The 18,134-nt window shown below is 40.3% G+C and carries 17 protein-coding genes; all 17 read left to right on the forward strand.

Annotated elements, in window-relative coordinates; translation table 11 throughout:
* The coding region (locus ACLN19_RS08065; protein WP_413385163.1) for a Rib/alpha-like domain-containing protein at nucleotides 1-371 on the forward strand (371 nt) is incomplete at its 5' end.
* A 160-nt stretch (nucleotides 372-531) separates the two neighbouring features.
* Nucleotides 532-1,896: a UDP-N-acetylmuramoyl-L-alanine--D-glutamate ligase gene (gene murD, locus ACLN19_RS08070; protein ID WP_413385165.1), complete on the forward strand. Its 1,365-nt coding sequence runs from the start codon at nucleotides 532-534 to the stop codon at nucleotides 1,894-1,896.
* Nucleotides 1,889-2,965: a UDP-N-acetylglucosamine--N-acetylmuramyl-(pentapeptide) pyrophosphoryl-undecaprenol N-acetylglucosamine transferase gene (locus ACLN19_RS08075; RefSeq protein ID WP_413385167.1), complete on the forward strand. Its 1,077-nt coding sequence runs from the start codon at nucleotides 1,889-1,891 to the stop codon at nucleotides 2,963-2,965. The genes murD and ACLN19_RS08075 overlap by 8 nt, the downstream gene beginning before the upstream one ends.
* The gene (locus ACLN19_RS08080; protein ID WP_413385169.1) at nucleotides 2,966-4,174 is read left to right on the forward strand and encodes a cell division protein FtsQ/DivIB; all 1,209 of its coding nucleotides are present in this window, start codon (nucleotides 2,966-2,968) and stop codon (nucleotides 4,172-4,174) included. It abuts the gene before it with no gap.
* 177 nt (nucleotides 4,175-4,351) lie between these two features.
* Nucleotides 4,352-5,746, forward strand: coding sequence for a cell division protein FtsA (ftsA, locus tag ACLN19_RS08085; protein ID WP_413385171.1), 1,395 nt, complete (start codon nucleotides 4,352-4,354; stop codon nucleotides 5,744-5,746).
* A 21-nt stretch (nucleotides 5,747-5,767) separates the two neighbouring features.
* Complete coding sequence (gene ftsZ / locus ACLN19_RS08090; RefSeq protein ID WP_413385173.1) at nucleotides 5,768-7,045, forward strand: cell division protein FtsZ; 1,278 nt, start codon at nucleotides 5,768-5,770, stop codon at nucleotides 7,043-7,045.
* Nucleotides 7,046-7,047: 2 nt separating this feature from the next.
* Complete coding sequence (locus ACLN19_RS08095; protein WP_413385175.1) at nucleotides 7,048-7,722, forward strand: YggS family pyridoxal phosphate-dependent enzyme; 675 nt, start codon at nucleotides 7,048-7,050, stop codon at nucleotides 7,720-7,722.
* A 9-nt stretch (nucleotides 7,723-7,731) separates the two neighbouring features.
* On the forward strand, nucleotides 7,732-8,343 hold the full coding sequence (locus tag ACLN19_RS08100; protein WP_413385178.1) for a cell division protein SepF: 612 nt from the start codon (nucleotides 7,732-7,734) through the stop codon (nucleotides 8,341-8,343).
* Between the two features lies 1 nt (nucleotide 8,344).
* Nucleotides 8,345-8,617, forward strand: coding sequence for a YggT family protein (locus ACLN19_RS08105; protein WP_413385180.1), 273 nt, complete (start codon nucleotides 8,345-8,347; stop codon nucleotides 8,615-8,617).
* Nucleotides 8,617-9,405: a YlmH family RNA-binding protein gene (locus ACLN19_RS08110; protein ID WP_413385182.1), complete on the forward strand. Its 789-nt coding sequence runs from the start codon at nucleotides 8,617-8,619 to the stop codon at nucleotides 9,403-9,405. The genes ACLN19_RS08105 and ACLN19_RS08110 overlap by 1 nt, the downstream gene beginning before the upstream one ends.
* 54 nt (nucleotides 9,406-9,459) lie before the next feature.
* Complete coding sequence (locus ACLN19_RS08115) at nucleotides 9,460-10,272, forward strand: DivIVA domain-containing protein (protein ID WP_413385184.1); 813 nt, start codon at nucleotides 9,460-9,462, stop codon at nucleotides 10,270-10,272.
* A 245-nt stretch (nucleotides 10,273-10,517) separates the two neighbouring features.
* Nucleotides 10,518-13,310, forward strand: coding sequence for an isoleucine--tRNA ligase (gene ileS / locus ACLN19_RS08120; protein WP_413385186.1), 2,793 nt, complete (start codon nucleotides 10,518-10,520; stop codon nucleotides 13,308-13,310).
* Nucleotides 13,311-13,327: 17 nt separating this feature from the next.
* On the forward strand, nucleotides 13,328-13,708 hold the full coding sequence (locus ACLN19_RS08125; RefSeq protein WP_413385188.1) for a RidA family protein: 381 nt from the start codon (nucleotides 13,328-13,330) through the stop codon (nucleotides 13,706-13,708).
* A 127-nt stretch (nucleotides 13,709-13,835) separates the two neighbouring features.
* A complete protein-coding gene (gene rapZ / locus ACLN19_RS08130) occupies nucleotides 13,836-14,726 on the forward strand; it encodes an RNase adapter RapZ (RefSeq protein WP_413385190.1) in 891 nt (296 codons plus the stop codon).
* On the forward strand, nucleotides 14,723-15,697 hold the full coding sequence (locus ACLN19_RS08135; RefSeq protein ID WP_413385192.1) for a YvcK family protein: 975 nt from the start codon (nucleotides 14,723-14,725) through the stop codon (nucleotides 15,695-15,697). The genes rapZ and ACLN19_RS08135 overlap by 4 nt, the downstream gene beginning before the upstream one ends.
* Entirely contained in the window at nucleotides 15,694-16,605 is a 912-nt protein-coding gene (gene whiA, locus ACLN19_RS08140; protein WP_413385194.1) for a DNA-binding protein WhiA, read from the forward strand. Before ACLN19_RS08135 ends, whiA begins: the two co-directional genes overlap by 4 nt.
* 30 nt (nucleotides 16,606-16,635) lie before the next feature.
* On the forward strand, nucleotides 16,636-18,033 hold the full coding sequence (locus ACLN19_RS08145) for a C69 family dipeptidase (RefSeq protein ID WP_413385196.1): 1,398 nt from the start codon (nucleotides 16,636-16,638) through the stop codon (nucleotides 18,031-18,033).
* Nucleotides 18,034-18,134: the final 101 nt, after the last annotated feature.

Here is an 18,134-nt window from a genome sequence, read left to right on the forward strand (position 1 = left end):
AAGGTACTAAGTACGAATGGAAGACTCCAGTTGACACCACAGGTACAGGCGACAAGACAGGTACAGTAGTTGTCACTTACCCAGACGGAAGTAAGGATGAAGTAACTGTGACGATTAAGGTGGTGAAAGCTTCTGTTTCAGAAGATAAGATTCCTAAACCACAAGATGTTGTCAAACCAAAACCTGCTACAAGTCCAGCACCTGCTAGTCAACCTAGTCAAGTGAAGCCTGCCAAAGCAGCGCCACAAGAAGAACCTAAGAAGCAAGAATTGCCTTCTACAGGTGAAGAATCTAACGGTGCTTTAGCAGCTATGGGAGCACTCTTACTAGGAATGGTTGGTTTGGGACAAAAACGTCGCAAAAAAGACTAAGTCTAGTCAGTAGCTAGAAAGAGAGGAGATAATCCTCTCTTTTTTTGATGCGATAAGCTGCTAGAAAAACTGAGATCGGTTTAGAAAAAGGAATGTCTTGAAAAACAAGGTAATTAAAGGTAAAATAAAAGAGAAACTATGAAATAAGTTGGATAAAAAAATGAAGCATATCACACACTTTGAAAATCAAAAAATATTAGTCCTAGGTTTGGCAAAATCAGGCGAAGCAGCAGCACGTCTATTAAGCCACTTAGGCGCTATTGTAACAGTAAATGATGGCAAAGCTTTCGATGAAAACCCTGCAGCTCAAGCTCTTCTTGAAGAAGGCATTAAGGTCATTTGTGGTTCCCATCCACTAGAACTTTTAGATGAAAACTTTTCATTGATGGTTAAAAATCCAGGTATTCGCTATGATAATCCAATGGTTGAAAAGGCCCTTGATAAAGGGATTCCTGTCATTACAGAAGTTGAGCTAGCTTATATGATTTCTGAGGCACCTATCATCGCTATAACAGGATCAAACGGCAAGACAACAACCACAACGATGATAGCTGAGGTGTTAAATGCTGATGGTCAATCGGCACTACTATCTGGTAATATCGGCTTTCCGGCAAGTGAAGTGGCGCAAACAGCAACAGCGAAAGATAAGCTAGTTATGGAATTATCTAGTTTTCAGCTTATGGGAGTTGAGACTTTTCATCCACATATAGCAGTTATCACAAATCTTATGCCGACTCACATTGACTATCATGGTAGTTTTGAGGCCTACGTAGAAGCTAAGTGGCACATTCAAGACCATATGACTAAGGATGATTACATTGTTTTAAATGCTAATCAAGACATTACCAAAGAACTTAGTCATAAGACACAAGCTACAGTTGTCCTTTTTTCAACTAAAGAAAAGGTGGACGGTGCTTACTTGAGTAATGGCAATCTGTACTTTAGAGATGATGTTATTATGCCAGCGGATGCCCTTGGGGTACCAGGAAGTCATAATATCGAAAACGCTTTGGCAACGATTGCAGTCGCTAAGCTATCAGGTGTGTCCAATGATGCTATCGTAGAGACCTTATCACATTTTGGTGGTGTTAAGCATCGCCTTCAATCACTAGGGTGTATCAATCACATTGCTTTTTATAATGACAGTAAATCAACCAATATATTAGCGACACAAAAAGCCTTAACAGGCTTTGATAATGATAAGCTTATCTTAATTGCAGGTGGACTAGATAGGGGCAATGAATTTGATGATTTAGTCAGCGATATTAAAGGCTTAAAGCATATGATACTGATTGGAGAATCAGCTCCGCGTCTTAAGCGTGCAGCAGATAAGGCAGGTGTGTCTTATAGTGAAGCCAAAGATGTCAAAGAGGCGACGCTGTCTGCTTTTGCCAAAGCTGAGGCAGGGGATACGATTTTACTAAGCCCAGCTAATGCTAGCTGGGATATGTATCCTAACTTTGAAGTGCGAGGTGATGAGTTTATCGCTACATTTGAAGCTCTAAAAGGAGAAAAAGATGACTAAAAAAATTGTCTTTACAGGTGGTGGAACAGTCGGTCACGTCACACTCAATCTTATCTTGATTCCTAAATTTTTAAAGGATGGTTGGGAAGTTCACTATATCGGTGATAAAAATGGCATTGAGCATCAGCAGGTTTTAGCGTCTGGCTATGACGTGACGTTTCACGCGATTGCTACTGGCAAGCTCCGTCGCTATTTTTCATGGCAAAATATGCTTGATGTCTTTAAAGTGAGTCTTGGTGTAGCCCAGTCCTTGGCTATTTTGGCTAAAATCCGACCTCAAGCCCTTTTTTCAAAGGGTGGCTTTGTGGCGGTACCTCCTGTTATCGCTGCTAAAACCTTAGGTATTCCTGTTTTTGTACATGAGTCTGATTTGTCCATGGGCTTAGCCAATAAAATTGCTTATAAGTTTGCAACAACTATGTATTCGACTTTTGAGCAGCCTGAAGGGCTGACTAAAGTCAAGCATGTTGGAGCTATCACAAAAATCAAGTCAGAAACCTTCCCAGTCAGTGAAGACTTGGCTAAGATTCAAGAGTTTTTTGATTCGCATTTGCCGACACTGCTATTTATCGGTGGTTCGGCAGGTGCTAAGGTCTTTAATGATTTTGTTACTACTCATAAGGCTTTGACAGATAGGTTTAATGTGATCAATATCACGGGTGACGCTAGCTTAAATGACCTCTCAGAGCATTGTTATCGTGTGGATTATGTGACTGATCTTTATCAGCCTTTGATGGAGCTAGCCGATGTGGTAGTGACACGTGGTGGTTCAAATACGATCTTTGAATTGTTGGCGATGCAAAAACTTCATATCATTGTTCCTTTGGGACGCGAAGCAAGTCGTGGCGATCAGTTGGAGAATGCCGCTTATTTTGAAAAAAAAGGTTATGCAAAACAATTGGCAGAAGAAGATTTAACCTTAGAGCAGGTGCAATCTAGCGTAGAAGAGTTGTTAGCCAATAAAGAAAGGTATGTATCTGCTATGGCTAAAAGTCAAGAACTCAAAACTCCAGAAGCTTTTTACGATTTGCTTAACCATGATATCTTACAAACAGTAAAAGGAAAGTAAATGTCTGAAAAGAACCTAGAGCAAGAAAAGGATCTGGCTAACGAGGATTCAAAAGCTAAAGAGGCGCAAGTACCATTGACAGAATGGCAACAAAGAAACCTTGATTTTTTAGCGAAAAAGAAAAAAGAAGCTAAAGAAGAAGAGCAAAAACGTGAGGAAGAACGCCTAGAAAAGTTAGCCTTATATGGTAAGACTCCTCCAACAAAAGAGACTGATAATGAGTCTAAAGTAGCTAAAAAAAAGCCCAAGAAGCCAGCAAAGAAGAAAAAAGTAAAAAAAGAGAAAAAAGTAAAGGTCAAAAAGCCTAAAACAGCTAGGCAAAAAGCCCTTTTAAAAGCTTTGCCTTTGATAATTGGGCTGTGTTTGCTGATTTTGTTATGTCTTTTTGTCATCTCACCGTATAGCAAAGAAAAGAAAGTCACGGTATCAGGAAATACACATAGTCAATCAGATGCTATCATCAAGGATGCTAATATCCAATCATCAGACTACATTTGGTCTTTGATACTATATGCGAATAGATACGAAGAGCGTCTGATAAAGGCAGATCCTTGGGTTGAGTCGGCTAAGTTGACCTATCATTTTCCAAATGATTTTAGTCTAGATGTCAAAGAATACGGTGTCCTTGGTTATATCTCAACAGATGGAGGCTATCAACCTGTCTTAACAAATGGTGATAAAGCACCAGTAATATCTAGCTCAGAGCTACCATCAGATTTTTTAATCATCACTGTCACAGATGATAACATGTTAACAAGTTTAGCTAAAGCCCTTATACATCTGGATAGTTCCCTGCGAGATAGCATTCAGTCCATCAGTTTAGCAGGCTCACAATCAACATCTGATTTATTGACCTTAGAGATGCGTGACGGCAACACCGTTCGTGTTCCTTTGTCTGAGTTGACAAGTAAATTACCATATTATAGTAAAATTAGGACTGGTCTATCTGCTCCTGCAATTGTTGATATGGAGGTTGGTATTTATGCGACAAACTCGGATATTGAAGAAGCTAAAACAGCAGATAGTAGTGTTGACAATCAAGAAAACACAGAAACTCAAACACAAGATACTAGCGCTGACATAAGTGATGATACAAGTGCTGAAGCTCAAAACAACCAGGCCCAAGAAGCTCAGGAAACACCTGAAGAAGAGGCCGCTAATATAGAAGCAGCCAATCAAGAGACACAGCAGCAAACACCACAACAATAAGCTCTTTTAAAATCTTAGAGGGGGTCAGTGAGCTTATTTCTTGTAAAAATATAAAACAAAAAACGTAAAAATGAACTTTTTACGTCCTTTTATGGTATAATATTTTCTGAATAACTCTGTTTAAGCGGCAGAATTTTGATTATAGTATAGAATGTAGAGAAGAGAGAGGTCGAGTAAATGGCTAGAAATGGCTTTTTTACTGGTTTGGATATTGGAACAAGCTCGATAAAAGTCTTGGTAGCAGAACTAATTTCTGGCGAGATGAATGTTATCGGAGTGAGCAATGTCGCCAGTACAGGAGTAAAAGACGGTATTATTGTTGATATTGAGGCTGCAGCAGAGTCTATCCGTGCAGCGGTCAATCAAGCAGAAGAAAAAGCAGGTATCAGAATTGAGCAAGTCAATGTTGGCTTGCCTGCCAATCTGTTGCAAATTGAGCCAACACAAGGGATGATTCCAGTCACAAGTGAATCAAAGGAAATCAAAGATGAAGATGTTGAGAGTGTTGTCAAATCCGCTCTAACAAAGAGTATCACACCAGAGCGTGAAGTGATTTCTTTAATTCCAGAAGAGTTCATCGTTGATGGCTTTCAAGGCATACGCGATCCACGAGGAATGATGGGGATTCGCTTAGAGATGCGTGGGCTTATCTACACAGGACCGACAACTATTTTACATAATTTACGTAAGACAGTTGAACGTGCAGGCATTAAGACTGAAAATATCATCATAACACCGCTAGCCATGGCAAAATCTGTTCTCAATGAAGGAGAGCGTGAGTTTGGTACAACAGTGATTGATATGGGTGGTGGACAGACTACAGTTGCCTCTATGCGTGCTCAAGAATTGCAATATACCAACACCTACCCAGAAGGTGGCGACTACGTTACAAAAGACATCTCAAAAGTCTTAAAGACGTCTATGCAGACAGCTGAATCTTTGAAGTTCAACTTTGGTCAAGCCAATATTGTTGACTCAAATGAGGGCGAGACGGTTATGGTTGATGTGGTTGGTAGCGATGAACCTATTGAAGTTAGCGAGCGTTTCTTGTCTGAAGTGATTTCGGCTCGTATTCGCCATATCTTAGATCGTGTCAAGCAGGACTTAGAGCGAGGTCGCTTGATTGATCTTCCTGGAGGTGTGATATTAGTCGGTGGTGGCGCGATTATGCCAGGTATCGTTGAAGTCGCACAAGAGGTCTTAGGAATCTCTGTCAAATTGCATGTTCCTAATCAAGTCGGTATCAGAAACCCTATGTTTGCGAATGTGATTAGTATTGTAGAGTATGTGAGTACTATGTCTGAAGTGGACATGATTTCACAGGCTGCGGTTTCTGGTGAGGAGTTATTGCGCCGTAAGCCGATTGATTTTGGCACAACTGTTGAGTCAAGTCGTCCTAACTACACGACAGCTCCGCTACCAGATTATAGTACACCAAAGGAGCCACTCTCTTCAGTCAATGACGGTATGCATCCACTACCTGTGTCTGAGCCAAGACAAGATAAAAAAGTGGATAATAAACCAAAATTGTCAGAGCGTGTGCGCAATGTATTTGGAAGTATGTTTGACTAATTGATTAAGTGAGGAAAAACAATGACATTTTCATTTGATTCAGCATCTGTACAAGGTGCAGTGATTAAGGTAATTGGTGTTGGTGGCGGTGGCGGTAATGCCATCAACCGCATGATTGATGAAGGGGTAGCTGGTGTTGAATTTATTGCAGCCAATACCGATGTACAAGCCCTCTCAAGTTCAAAAGCAGAAACAGTAATCCAGCTTGGTCCTAAGTTGACACGTGGTTTGGGTGCTGGAGGTCAACCTGAGGTTGGTCGTAAGGCAGCTGAAGAAAGCGAAGAAATCTTGACAGAAGCCTTGACTGGTGCTGATATGGTCTTTATCACAGCTGGTATGGGTGGAGGATCTGGTACTGGTGCGGCACCTGTCATTGCTCGTATCGCCAAGAGCCTAGGAGCCCTTACAGTAGCCGTGGTGACACGTCCTTTTGGCTTTGAAGGAAATAAACGTGGTGCTTTTGCTATGGAAGGTATCGACGAGTTGCGCGAGCAAGTGGATACTTTGTTGATTATTTCTAACAATAATTTATTAGAAATTGTTGATAAGAAAACACCTCTTCTTGAAGCGCTTAGTGAAGCTGACAACGTTCTTCGTCAAGGTGTTCAAGGAATTACAGACCTTATTACAAACCCAGGTCTTATCAATTTGGACTTTGCTGATGTCAAAACAGTTATGGCTAACAAAGGCAATGCTCTTATGGGAATTGGGATTGGTTCAGGTGAGGAGCGTATTACAGAAGCTGCTCGTAAAGCTATTTATTCACCACTTCTTGAGACAACTATCGATGGAGCTCAAGATGTGATTGTCAACGTAACAGGCGGTATGGATATGACGTTGACTGAGGCTGAAGAAGCGTCTGAGATTGTCGGTCAAGCAGCAGGTAAAGGGGTTAATATCTGGCTTGGTACGTCTATTGATATGGACATGAAAGATGAAATTCGTGTTACAGTCGTTGCTACTGGTGTACGTAAAGAAAAAAATACGCCAAGCTCATCTAATCGTCCTAATGCGCAACAAGCAGCAGGCGCTCAGTACGCTCAAGAAACACGTCAAAATTCAACTTTTGATCGTCAACAAAATTTTGATATGCCTACGACACGTGAGATGCCAAGAACACAACAGACTCAAAGTCAAACCCAAGCGTCAAACGCTTTTGGAAATTGGGATCTACGTCGTAATGATATGTCACGTGCGACTGATGCAGAACTTGATAACCAACTTAAAATGTCAACTTTCTCTGATATAGATGATTCAGACGATGAGTTGGAAACACCGCCATTCTTTAAAAATCGTTAATCATGACGCTTAAAGACAATAAAGAGACCGTCTATCATCAAGTCGAACAAGCGGTGCTAGAGGCAAATCGCTCGTTTGAGAGTGTTACGATTATTGCTGTGACAAAGTATGTCGATAGTTCATGTGCTAGAGAATTAGCTAAGACAGGTGTTTCGCATATAGCTGAAAATAGAGTGGATAAGTTCTTAGATAAGTATGAAGCACTTAGAGATGAAAACTTGACCTGGCATTTGATCGGGACACTTCAAAGGCGTAAAGTCAAAGATGTGATTGATTACGTGGCTTATTTTCATGCTCTTGACTCTGTCAAATTGGCTAAAGAAATTCAAAAACGAGCTAAGAAGCCGATTAAGTGTTTCTTACAGGTCAACATCTCAGGTGAAGAAAGCAAGCATGGCTTTTCAGAAGATGCTATCGATGCGGTTATCGAGGAGTTGAAACCCTTAGATAAGATTGAGCTTGTTGGGCTCATGACTATGGCACCTCTTGAAGCCTCTAAAGAAGAGATAAGGCAGATTTTTCATAAAGCACAACTTTTAAATCGCCGTCTGCATGACTTGAAATTTGAGCGCATGCCTTTTACAGAGCTTAGCATGGGAATGAGTGGGGATTATGACCTCGCTATACAAGAAGGAGCTACTTTTGTAAGGATTGGCTCAGCATTTTTTAAAGAATAGGAGAAAGGTATGGCATGGAAAAATTTCTGGGACAAGGTGGCTACCTACTTTGATCCAGGTGATATAGATGATGTAGAAGATACGGTAGAGCAATTGCCCAACCAACAGCAACTCTCTCATCAAGAAACCTATCATTCTAAGCCCTCTAATAATCGTCCAGAAAAAAGCGCACAACCATCACAACAAACAACTATGACTAATCATTCAACAACTGAACGCTATCAATCGCAAACGACTTCTAATCGTCAACGAGAAGCTACATTCAGCAATCAGCAAACAGGGCATCCAAGCCCTAAAGCACTTCATGCTGCTAATAAAGTAACACCGCAATTAACGATTTCTCTTAAGTATCCTAAACAGTATGACGATGCCCAAGAGATTGTTGATTTACTCAACAACGATGTTTGTGTTTTGATTGATTTTCAATACATGCTTGATGCTCAAGCAAGACGTTGCTTAGACTTTATAGATGGGGCAAGTAAAGTGTTAGGTGGTTCTCTACAAAAGGTAGGTAGCTCCATCTATCTACTTGCGCCAGCTATTGTGTCGGTGAATCTTGAGGAGGCGCTACACAGTATTCCTCAGGAAGCAAATTTTGATTTTGATATGAAGAGACGCTAATATGGGACTTTTATTATACATTATTAGTATTTTATTAAGAGTTATAGAGATTTATTCATATGTGTTAGTGGCTTATGCACTATTGTCTTGGTTTCCAGGTGCCTATTCAACTTGGTTAGGACGTTTGATTGTCAATATTGCTGAACCTTTAGTTAGACCCTTTAGACGTTTTAACTTGCAATTTATGGGGCTTGACTGGACCATTGTGGTGGTTATGATTGCCTTAAATGTACTCAGTCGTCTCCTAATAGGGTTGCTAGGAGTTGTTTTTTAATGGCATCACAGGATATCTTACAGCATTTTCATCGTGATGAGCATGATTTTGTTGACAAGATGGAAGACTTGATAAGTCGTGTGGAGATGAGCTATACGCCTTTAGTGACTGATTTTTTAAATCCTCGACAATTGACTATTGTCAAACAATTGGCTTCTGCTACAAATTTACTTTATTATGATAGTAATAGTGCCTATACATTTGAGTACGGGCGAGCGATTATCGCTCCTGATTATTATCAGTTTGATAAAGAAGATTTTGAGCTTAGCTTGTTAGAGATTCGCTACAATCCTAAATTTAATCAGTTGACTCATTCTCAAATTTTAGGATCTTGTCTTCATCAGTTAGGCATTGAGCGTCATCTGATTGGGGATATTATAGTGGGTAAGGGGCAAGCACAGGTTTTCATGACTAAGCTAGTCGCTGAACAAGCGCTCAGCACGATTACTAAAATAGCTAGGGCAGGCGTGAGTTTGCAGAAAATCCCTCTAGAAGAACGCCTGATCCCTAAACAGACGACCAAAGAGATGCTGATTCAAGTCTCTAGTCTAAGGTTGGATAAGCTGATTGCAGCAACCTTTAAGCTATCACGCTTACAAGCAGGACAGTTAATTGAAAAGTCGAAAGTTAAACTCAATTATAGTCCTGTTGCAAAGACATCTGAGCAAGTGAGTGTTGGTGACTTGATAAGTGTTCGTGGTTTTGGGCGTTTTAAAATCGCAGCTAGTCAAGGATATACAAAATCAAATAGAGAAAAATTACGCATTGAACGCTATCAAGACCATTAGAGAGTTCACTGCTGAATACTAAAAAGAGATTAAATCGTACATAAGGAGAAAATTATGGTGCTGACTGCATTAGATATTAAAGATAAGACGTTTAAAAGTGCCTTTCGTGGCTATAACGAAGAAGAAGTGGATGAGTTTTTGGATATTGTTGTCGAGGAATACGAATCTTTAACACGTACTAATCGTGATCTCGAGAGCAAGATTAAAGCTTTGGAAGAAAAAGTAGCTTATTTTGATGAGATGAAAGAATCACTTAGCCAGTCTGTCATCTTGGCACAAGAAACAGCTGAAAAAGTAAAAAAATCAGCTAATGACGAAGCAGGTAATCTTTTGGGACGTGCTAATTTAGAGTCACAACAATTGTTAGATGAAGCAAAAATTAAGGCCAATCAAATCATTCGTGATGCGACAGATGATGCTAAACGTATTGCTGTTGAGACAGAAGATTTGAAGCGTCAAGCACGTGTCTTCCATCAGCGCTTGGTGGCTTCCATTGAAGGTCAACTTAGCTTGGCTAAGTCATCTGATTGGGAAGAATTATTGAAACCAACAGCTGTTTATGTTCAAGAGTCAGATGCGACGTTTAAAGAAGTCGTTGAAAAAGTCTTAGATGAGCATTTACCAGCGACAAGCGAAATGGCAACTTTTGATGTTACTCGTCAATTTACACCAGAGGAGATGGATGAGTTGCAACGCCGTGTTGAAGAAAGCAATAAATTAGTGGATGAGATGGAGACGATTAAGCAAAAAGTATCTGCAACATCGGAATCAGATCTTATCTCTCCAGCGGATGCCCTTTCCTCAGATCAATCTGAAGAAACTAGCTTGCACGAAACACAAACATTTAAACTAAATATTAGTGAATAAGAAAAACACAACAAGCACATGATGTTAAAAGCGAGTAGATGATGGTGGGAGATTTACAGCCTCTCGGTGACTTGTTATCATTTTCTTGGATTCTATCTGAAACATAGTAAGATAGGAGGTTTGACTAACCTTATCAGTCACAGAAGGGGAGCTAGCTATAATAAGCTATGTTCCTAAACTAAGGTGGTACCACGAGCTTTCGTCCTTTTATGATGAAAGCTTTTTTATTTATAAAGGAGTTAGAAATGAAATTAAAAGATACTTTAAATCTTGGGAAAACAGCTTTTCCTATGCGTGCTGGTTTGCCAACTAAAGAACCACAATGGCAAGCGACATGGCAAGAAGAGAAACTTTACCAAAAACGTCAAGCCTTGAATGAAGGAAAACCATCTTTCCACCTACACGATGGACCTCCGTATGCTAATGGTAATATCCATGTCGGACATGCTATGAATAAGATCTCAAAAGATATTATTGTCCGCTCAAAATCCATGTCAGGCTTTTATGCGCCTTACGTACCAGGATGGGATACTCATGGGCTTCCTATCGAGCAAGTATTGGCTAAGCAAGGTGTTAAGCGTAAAGAAATGGATATGGTCGCTTATCTTGAGATGTGCCGTGATTATGCACTTAGTCAAGTTGATAAGCAAAGAGAGGACTTTAAACGCCTCGGTGTATCAGCTGATTGGGACAATCCTTATATCACGTTGACGCCAGATTATGAAGCGGCGCAAATTCGTGTATTTGGTGCAATGGCAGATAAAGGCTACATCTACCGTGGTGCTAAGCCAGTCTATTGGTCTTGGTCATCTGAGTCTGCTTTGGCTGAGGCTGAAATTGAATACCATGATGTCGAGTCAACCTCTCTTTACTACGCCAATAAAGTCAAAGACGGTAAGGGTGTCCTAGATACCAATACATATATTGTCGTTTGGACAACGACTCCATTTACCGTTACAGCATCACGTGGTTTGACGGTTGGTGCTGATTTAGATTATGTTGTGGTTAAGCCAGCAGGCGACAGTCGTCAATATCTTGTAGCAGAGGGATTATTAGATAGCTTGATTGAGACCTTTTCATGGGGAGATGTTGAGACGCTAGCACGCTACAAAGGACAAGAGCTTGAGATGATTACGACCTACCATCCGTGGGATCAAGATGTTGAAGAGCTTGTTATGTTAGGGGATCATGTAACACTTGATTCTGGGACAGGGATTGTCCATACAGCGCCAGGATTTGGTGAGGACGACTATAATGTCGGTGTCAAATATGGTCTTGAAGTCTTTGTTACAGTAGATGAGCGTGGTCTTATGAATGAGCTAGCTGGAGAGGACTTTGCAGGACAATTTTATGGCAAGGTAGCACCTATTGTTATTGATAAATTAGGGGACTTGCTGCTTGCCACAGAAACCATTACCCACTCTTATCCTTTTGATTGGAGAACGAAAAAACCGATCATTTGGCGTGCGGTACCTCAGTGGTTTGCTTCTGTATCACAATTTCGTCAAGATATTTTGGATGAAATTGAAAAAACAACCTTTAAACCTGCATGGGGTAAGACACGTCTTTACAATATGATTCGTGACCGTGGTGACTGGGTTATCTCTCGTCAAAGGGCTTGGGGTGTTCCTCTTCCAATCTTTTATGCAGAAGATGGGACTGCCATTATGACTAAAGAGGTGACTGATCATGTTGCTGATTTATTTGAAAAACACGGCTCTATCATCTGGTGGGAACGTGAGGCAAAAGACCTCTTGCCAGAAGGCTTTACGCATGAAGGCTCACCAAATGGTCTCTTTACTAAAGAGACAGATATCATGGACGTTTGGTTTGATTCTGGCTCCTCTTGGAATGGTGTGATGAATGAGCGTGATCACCTCAGCTATCCAGCTGATCTTTATCTTGAAGGTTCTGACCAGTATCGTGGTTGGTTCAACTCTTCTTTGATCACCTCCGTAGCAGTTAATGGGCATGCGCCTTATAAAGCGATTCTTTCTCAAGGATTTACACTAGATGGTAAGGGTGAAAAAATGTCTAAATCATTGGGCAATACCATTTTACCAAGTGATGTTGAAAAGCAGTTTGGTGCGGAAATTTTACGTTTGTGGGTCACTAGTGTAGATACCAGTAATGACGTGCGCATCTCTATGGATATCCTCAAGCAAACATCAGAAACCTATCGTAAAATTCGTAATACTTTGCGTTTCTTGATTGCAAATACTTCTGATTTCAACCCTAACGAGCATGCGCTTAGCTTTGAAGAGCTACGTCCTGTGGACAAGTATATGTTGATTCGCTTTAATCAGTTGGTACAAACTATTCGTGATGCTTATGATAATTATGATTTTATGGGTATCTACAAAGCCGTAATCAACTTCATTACAGTGGATTTGTCAGCCTTTTATCTTGATTTTGCTAAAGACGTTGTCTATATTGAAGCTAAAGATAGCGTGGCACGTCGTCAAATGCAGACAGTCTTTTATGATATTTTAGTTAATATCACAAAATTATTGACACCTATTTTACCACATACAGCTGAAGAAATTTGGTCTTATCTTGACTTTGAGCCAGAAGCATTTGTACAGTTAGCAGAGTTACCAACAGCTCAAGTCTTTGCAGATCAAGATGCTATTTTAGAGGAATGGGATAGCTTTATGACATTGCGTGGACAAGCTCAAAAAGCTTTGGAAGAAGCACGTAATGCCAAAATTATTGGTAAATCATTAGAAGCGCACTTGACTATTTATGTTAGCCCACAGATTAAGGTCTTGCTTGAGACTTTAGATAGTGACATCGCTCAGCTGTTGATTGTGTCACAATTGACTATTACCGAAGAAAAAGCACCAGAAGATGCACTTGTTTTGGAGGATGTTGCCTTTCGTGTAGAACATGCTAAAGGTGAGGTGTGTGAGCGTTGTCGTCGTGTCGATGAGAGTGTTGTTGAGCGTCCTTATCATGTGCGTATTTGTGATCATTGTGCTGCTATTGTTGAGGAGAACTTCTCAGAAGCTCTTGTAGAAGGCTTTGAACCCAACTAAACTTAAGGAGATTGTGTATGGTCAAAACACTTAAAACAGATAAGGCACCAAAAGCGATTGGACCGTATGTTCAAGGTAAGATTGTAGGCGATTTTCTCTTTGCTAGCGGTCAGGTGCCACTCTCACCAGAGACAGGAGAAGTAGTAGGGCAAACTATTGCAGAGCAAACCCAGCAGGTTTTAGATAATATTGGGGCTATTTTAGAGGAAGCAGGAAGTGATTTTGACAAGATTGTCAAAACAACGTGCTTTTTGAGTGATATCAATGACTTTGCTGCCTTTAATGCTGTTTATGCCTCTGCTTTTAAGGCGGATTTTCCAGCACGTTCTTGTGTGGAGGTCTCCCGTCTTCCAAAAGACGTTAAAGTTGAAATTGAAGTAATTGCTTATCTTGGATAAGGTAAAAAAGGTACTTGTTTAGCAAGTGCCTTTTTGCTATTTAATGTTATAAAGCTTTGTTTGCGACAAGATATGATATAATGAAACAGAGTCTTGAGTGCATGTTAAGTAATAGAAAGGATAGACGATGTCAAAACATACAATTGATTTGGTTATTGTAACAGGGATGAGTGGAGCAGGTAAAACAGTCGCTATTCAATCTTTTGAAGATTTGGGCTATTTTACGGTGGATAATATGCCACCAACCTTGGTACCTAAATTTATCGAGTTGGTTGAGCAAGCAGGGGAGCTGGATAAGGTTGCTTTGGTCGTTGATATGCGTAGTCGCCTCTTTTTCACTGAAATCACAGCTATTTTAGATAAGATTGAAGCCAACGAACGCGTTAATGTTAAGATTTTATTTTTAGATGCGACTGATACGGAATTAGTTTCACGCTACAAGGAAACTAGAAGAAGCCACCCTTTGGCTCCTGATGGTCGTGTTTTAGATGGTATTAAGTTAGAGCGTGAGTTATTGACACCTTTAAAAAGTACGAGTCAAAATGTGGTTGATACCTCTGAATTGACCCCACGCCAGCTACGAAAAACGATCTCAGACCAATTTTCACACGCCGAAGATACGCTACCCTTTCGTATTGAAATTGTCAGCTTTGGCTTTAAGTATGGGCTGCCTTTAGATGCTGATTTGGTGTTTGACGTTCGATTTTTGCCAAACCCTTATTATCAAGCTGATTTAAGGGATAAGACAGGTCTTGATCAAGATGTCTATGATTATGTCATGTCTAGTCCTGAATCGGAAGCCTTCTACCAACATCTTTTAGCCTTATTAACGCCTATATTACCAGGTTATCAAAAAGAAGGAAAGTCAGTTTTAACCATAGCTATTGGTTGTACAGGAGGGCAGCATAGAAGTACAGCTTTTGCTCACCGTTTAGCACAAGATCTAAAAACTAGCTGGGCTGTTAATGAAAGTCATCGTGATAAAAATCGTCGGAAAGAGACGGTCAATCGCTCATGAAAAAACCTAAAATTACCGTTATTGGTGGCGGGACAGGCATACCTGTTATCCTTAATAGCCTTCGTTTAGAAGAGGCTGATATTACAGCAGTGGTCACTGTGGCAGATGATGGTGGCTCTTCTGGGCGCTTACGAGGTAGTATGCAGTTAACGCCTCCAGGCGATTTGCGTAATGTCTTGGTAGCAATGAGTGATATGCCAAAGTTTTATGAGCGTATTTTTCAATATCGCTTTGCAGAGGGAGATGGCGATTTTGCGGGACATCCTCTTGGCAATCTTATCATTGCTGGCCTTTCAGAAATGCAGGGATCTACCTATAATGCCATGCAGATCTTAACCAAGTTTTTCCATATCTCGGGTAAGATTTTCCCCTCTAGTGAGCAACCACTGACCCTTCATGCTATCTTTAAAGATGGACATGAGGTTATAGGTGAGAGTCATATTGCGGACTATCAAGGTATGATTGATCATGTTTTTGTGACAAACACTTACAATAATGAAAAGCCAAGAGCCAGTCGTAAGGTGGTTGAGGCGATTATGACAAGTGATATGATTGTCTTAGGACCAGGCTCTCTGTTTACATCTATTTTGCCTAATTTAGTGATCCCTGAAATTCGTCAGGCGCTTCTTGACACACCAGCACAGGTCGCTTATGTCTGTAATATCATGACACAACGAGGTGAGACAGAGCATTTTAGTGATGCTGATCATGTGGAAGTGCTTAACCGCCATCTTGGACGTGATGTGATTGACACTGTTTTGGTCAATATCGAAAAGGTTCCTGAAGCTTATATGATATCAAATAGCTTTGATGAGTATCTAGTTCAGGTAGAGCATGATTTTGAAGCCCTTAAAAAGCAAACAAAACGCATCATTTCCTCTAATTTTTTACGTTTGGAAAAAGGCGGAGCTTTTCACCACGGAGATTTGGTCGTGGAGGAATTGATGTCCTTGGTGAGGAAAAAAGGATGAGTTTTACAACTAAGGTCAAAGAAGAATTACTAGGAAGCTCTGATAAGACAAAAAGCGAGTTAGCGGCTATTGTCAAAATGTGTGGTAGTCTAGGTTTGGCAAAGGATGGGCTCACTTTGTCTATCAGCACAGAAAACGCTAAGATTGCTCGTCATATATATAGCTTGTTAGACCACTATTATGCTATTCAGCCAGATATTAAGTATCATTATAAGACCAATCTGAAAAAAAATAGAGTTTATACGGTGTTTTTGGATCACTCCGTAGAGACGATTTTGGATGATTTGCAGCTAGCAGATTCCTTTTTTGGGATTGAAACAGGTATTGAGCCTCATATTTTAAAAGATGATGAGAGTGGTAGAGCCTACCTAAAAGGTGCTTTTTTAGCAAGTGGAACGGTGAGAAATCCAGAATCAGGAAAGTATCAGCTGGAATTGTTCTCAGTCTATCAAGATCACGCGGAAGATTTAGCAGCCCTTATGCAAAAATTTTTACTTGATGCTAAGGTCATTACACGTAAAAAAGGCACCATAACTTATCTCCAAAAAGCCGAGGATATTATGGATTTCTTTTTGGTAGTAGGTGCGCTAGAGGCAAAGGATGCTTTTGAGGAAATCAAAGTCATGCGTGAAACACGAAATGATCTCAACAGGGCTAACAACGCAGAAACAGCCAATATCGCTAGGACAGTGAGTGCTAGTATGAAAACAATCAATAACATTATCAAAATCATGGATACTGTGGGTTTTGACAGTCTTCCAAGTGACTTGCGTCAAGTCGCACAAATTCGTGTTGCTCACCCTGACTATTCTATCCAGCAAATTGCAGATAGTATGGAGATAGCTATTACCAAAAGTGGTGTGAATCATCGCCTCAGAAAAATCAATAAAATTGCAGACGATTTGTAACGGTTAATATCACAGAAAGGATGATTTATGATGTCATGTACGACGATTTTAGTAGGAAAAAAGGCCTCTTATGACGGATCTACCCTTGTGGCACGTACAGAGGATTCTCAAAATGGCGAATTTACGCCTAAGCAATTTGTTCTTGTAAACGCTAAAGAGCAACCAAGGAACTATCAGTCTGTCTTATCCTCATTTGAGATAGCATTACCAGATAACCCCATGTCCTATACATCAGTTCCAGATGCCCTGAGAGATAATGGTATTTGGGGAGAGGCGGGAATCAATAGCGCTAATGTTGCTATGAGTGCCACTGAGACAATTACGAGCAATGCGCGTGTGTTAGGAGCTGACCCATTGGTAAGCTCAGGTATTGGTGAAGAAGACATGCTCACTTTAGTTTTACCATATATCCATAGTGCTAAAGAAGGCGTCAAGCGTCTAGGCAGTTTATTAGAAAAATATGGGACGTATGAATCTAATGGCGTTGCCTTTTCAGATAAAAATGAGATTTGGTGGCTAGAGACGATTGGCGGGCATCACTGGATAGCAAGACGTGTCCCTGATGATGCTTATGTCACCAACCCCAATCAATTGGGTATTGATTATTTTGAATTTAACAATCCTGATGAATACCTGTATAGCAGCGATCTAAGAGAGTTTATAAAAACATACCACCTTGATCTGACTTATGCAAATGAACATTTTAACCCACGCTATGCTTTTGGAAGTCAGAGAGATAAGGATAGGACGTATAATACACCACGAAGCTGGGCTATTCAACGTTTTTTAAATCCTGAGATTGTGCAAGAACCAGATAGTTTTTTCATTCCATGGTGTCAAAAGCCATATCGCAAAATAACCATAGAAGATATCAAGTATGTTCTCAGTCTCCATTATCAAGGAACACCATTTGACCCTTACGGACAGACAGGTGATGCTATCAGTCGTCGTCTTTTTAGACCTATTGGTATCAATCGGACAGGCCAAACGGCTATTTTACAACTTAGACCTCATAAAAGCCCAGAGACAACAGGGATTCAGTGGTTGTCCTATGGCTCTATGCCATTTGCTACAGCTGTACCATTTTTTACGCAAGTCACAGATACACCTCGCTATGTTAAAGAGACTAGCAGAGATGTTTCAACAAGTAGTTTTTATTGGCAAACTCGCCTAATTGCAGCACTAGCAGATGCTCATTTTGCACATCATGAAGCCACATTATCTAGCTATATAGAAGAGACAATGGCGCAAGGCCATGCTATGCTAAACAGTGTTGATAGTAGGGTTTCTGAGGGATATAGTATCGATTTTGAAGCTGAAAATCAAGCCATGAGTGATTATATTCAAGCCAAAACTCAAGACCTTCTCAATACGATTTTACAAGATACAAGCAACCTTATGACCAATCGCTTTAGTGTTAGCGATTAACCGTTTAAGCAACTGAAGAGCTTTATATCTTCAGTTGTTTTTTTAAAAAAACCTCTTGACAAGTTAGAAAAAAGTTGATAGATTAGTGTAGTTGTCAATTG

It is taken from the genome of Streptococcus lishijunsis, from assembly GCF_047290665.1.
In the GTDB taxonomy this organism is placed as follows: domain Bacteria; phylum Bacillota; class Bacilli; order Lactobacillales; family Streptococcaceae; genus Streptococcus.

Coding starts and splice junctions, on each gene's coding strand:
- murD (WP_413385165.1), top strand. CDS start 532: ATGAAGCATATCACACACTTTGAAAATCAAAAAATATTAGTCCTAGGT.
- ACLN19_RS08075 (WP_413385167.1), top strand. CDS start 1,889: ATGACTAAAAAAATTGTCTTTACAGGTGGTGGAACAGTCGGTCACGTC.
- ACLN19_RS08080 (WP_413385169.1), top strand. CDS start 2,966: ATGTCTGAAAAGAACCTAGAGCAAGAAAAGGATCTGGCTAACGAGGAT.
- ftsA (WP_413385171.1), top strand. CDS start 4,352: ATGGCTAGAAATGGCTTTTTTACTGGTTTGGATATTGGAACAAGCTCG.
- ftsZ (WP_413385173.1), top strand. CDS start 5,768: ATGACATTTTCATTTGATTCAGCATCTGTACAAGGTGCAGTGATTAAG.
- ACLN19_RS08095 (WP_413385175.1), top strand. CDS start 7,048: ATGACGCTTAAAGACAATAAAGAGACCGTCTATCATCAAGTCGAACAA.
- ACLN19_RS08100 (WP_413385178.1), top strand. CDS start 7,732: ATGGCATGGAAAAATTTCTGGGACAAGGTGGCTACCTACTTTGATCCA.
- ACLN19_RS08105 (WP_413385180.1), top strand. CDS start 8,345: ATGGGACTTTTATTATACATTATTAGTATTTTATTAAGAGTTATAGAG.
- ACLN19_RS08110 (WP_413385182.1), top strand. CDS start 8,617: ATGGCATCACAGGATATCTTACAGCATTTTCATCGTGATGAGCATGAT.
- ACLN19_RS08115 (WP_413385184.1), top strand. CDS start 9,460: ATGGTGCTGACTGCATTAGATATTAAAGATAAGACGTTTAAAAGTGCC.
- ileS (WP_413385186.1), top strand. CDS start 10,518: ATGAAATTAAAAGATACTTTAAATCTTGGGAAAACAGCTTTTCCTATG.
- ACLN19_RS08125 (WP_413385188.1), top strand. CDS start 13,328: ATGGTCAAAACACTTAAAACAGATAAGGCACCAAAAGCGATTGGACCG.
- rapZ (WP_413385190.1), top strand. CDS start 13,836: ATGTCAAAACATACAATTGATTTGGTTATTGTAACAGGGATGAGTGGA.
- ACLN19_RS08135 (WP_413385192.1), top strand. CDS start 14,723: ATGAAAAAACCTAAAATTACCGTTATTGGTGGCGGGACAGGCATACCT.
- whiA (WP_413385194.1), top strand. CDS start 15,694: ATGAGTTTTACAACTAAGGTCAAAGAAGAATTACTAGGAAGCTCTGAT.
- ACLN19_RS08145 (WP_413385196.1), top strand. CDS start 16,636: ATGTCATGTACGACGATTTTAGTAGGAAAAAAGGCCTCTTATGACGGA.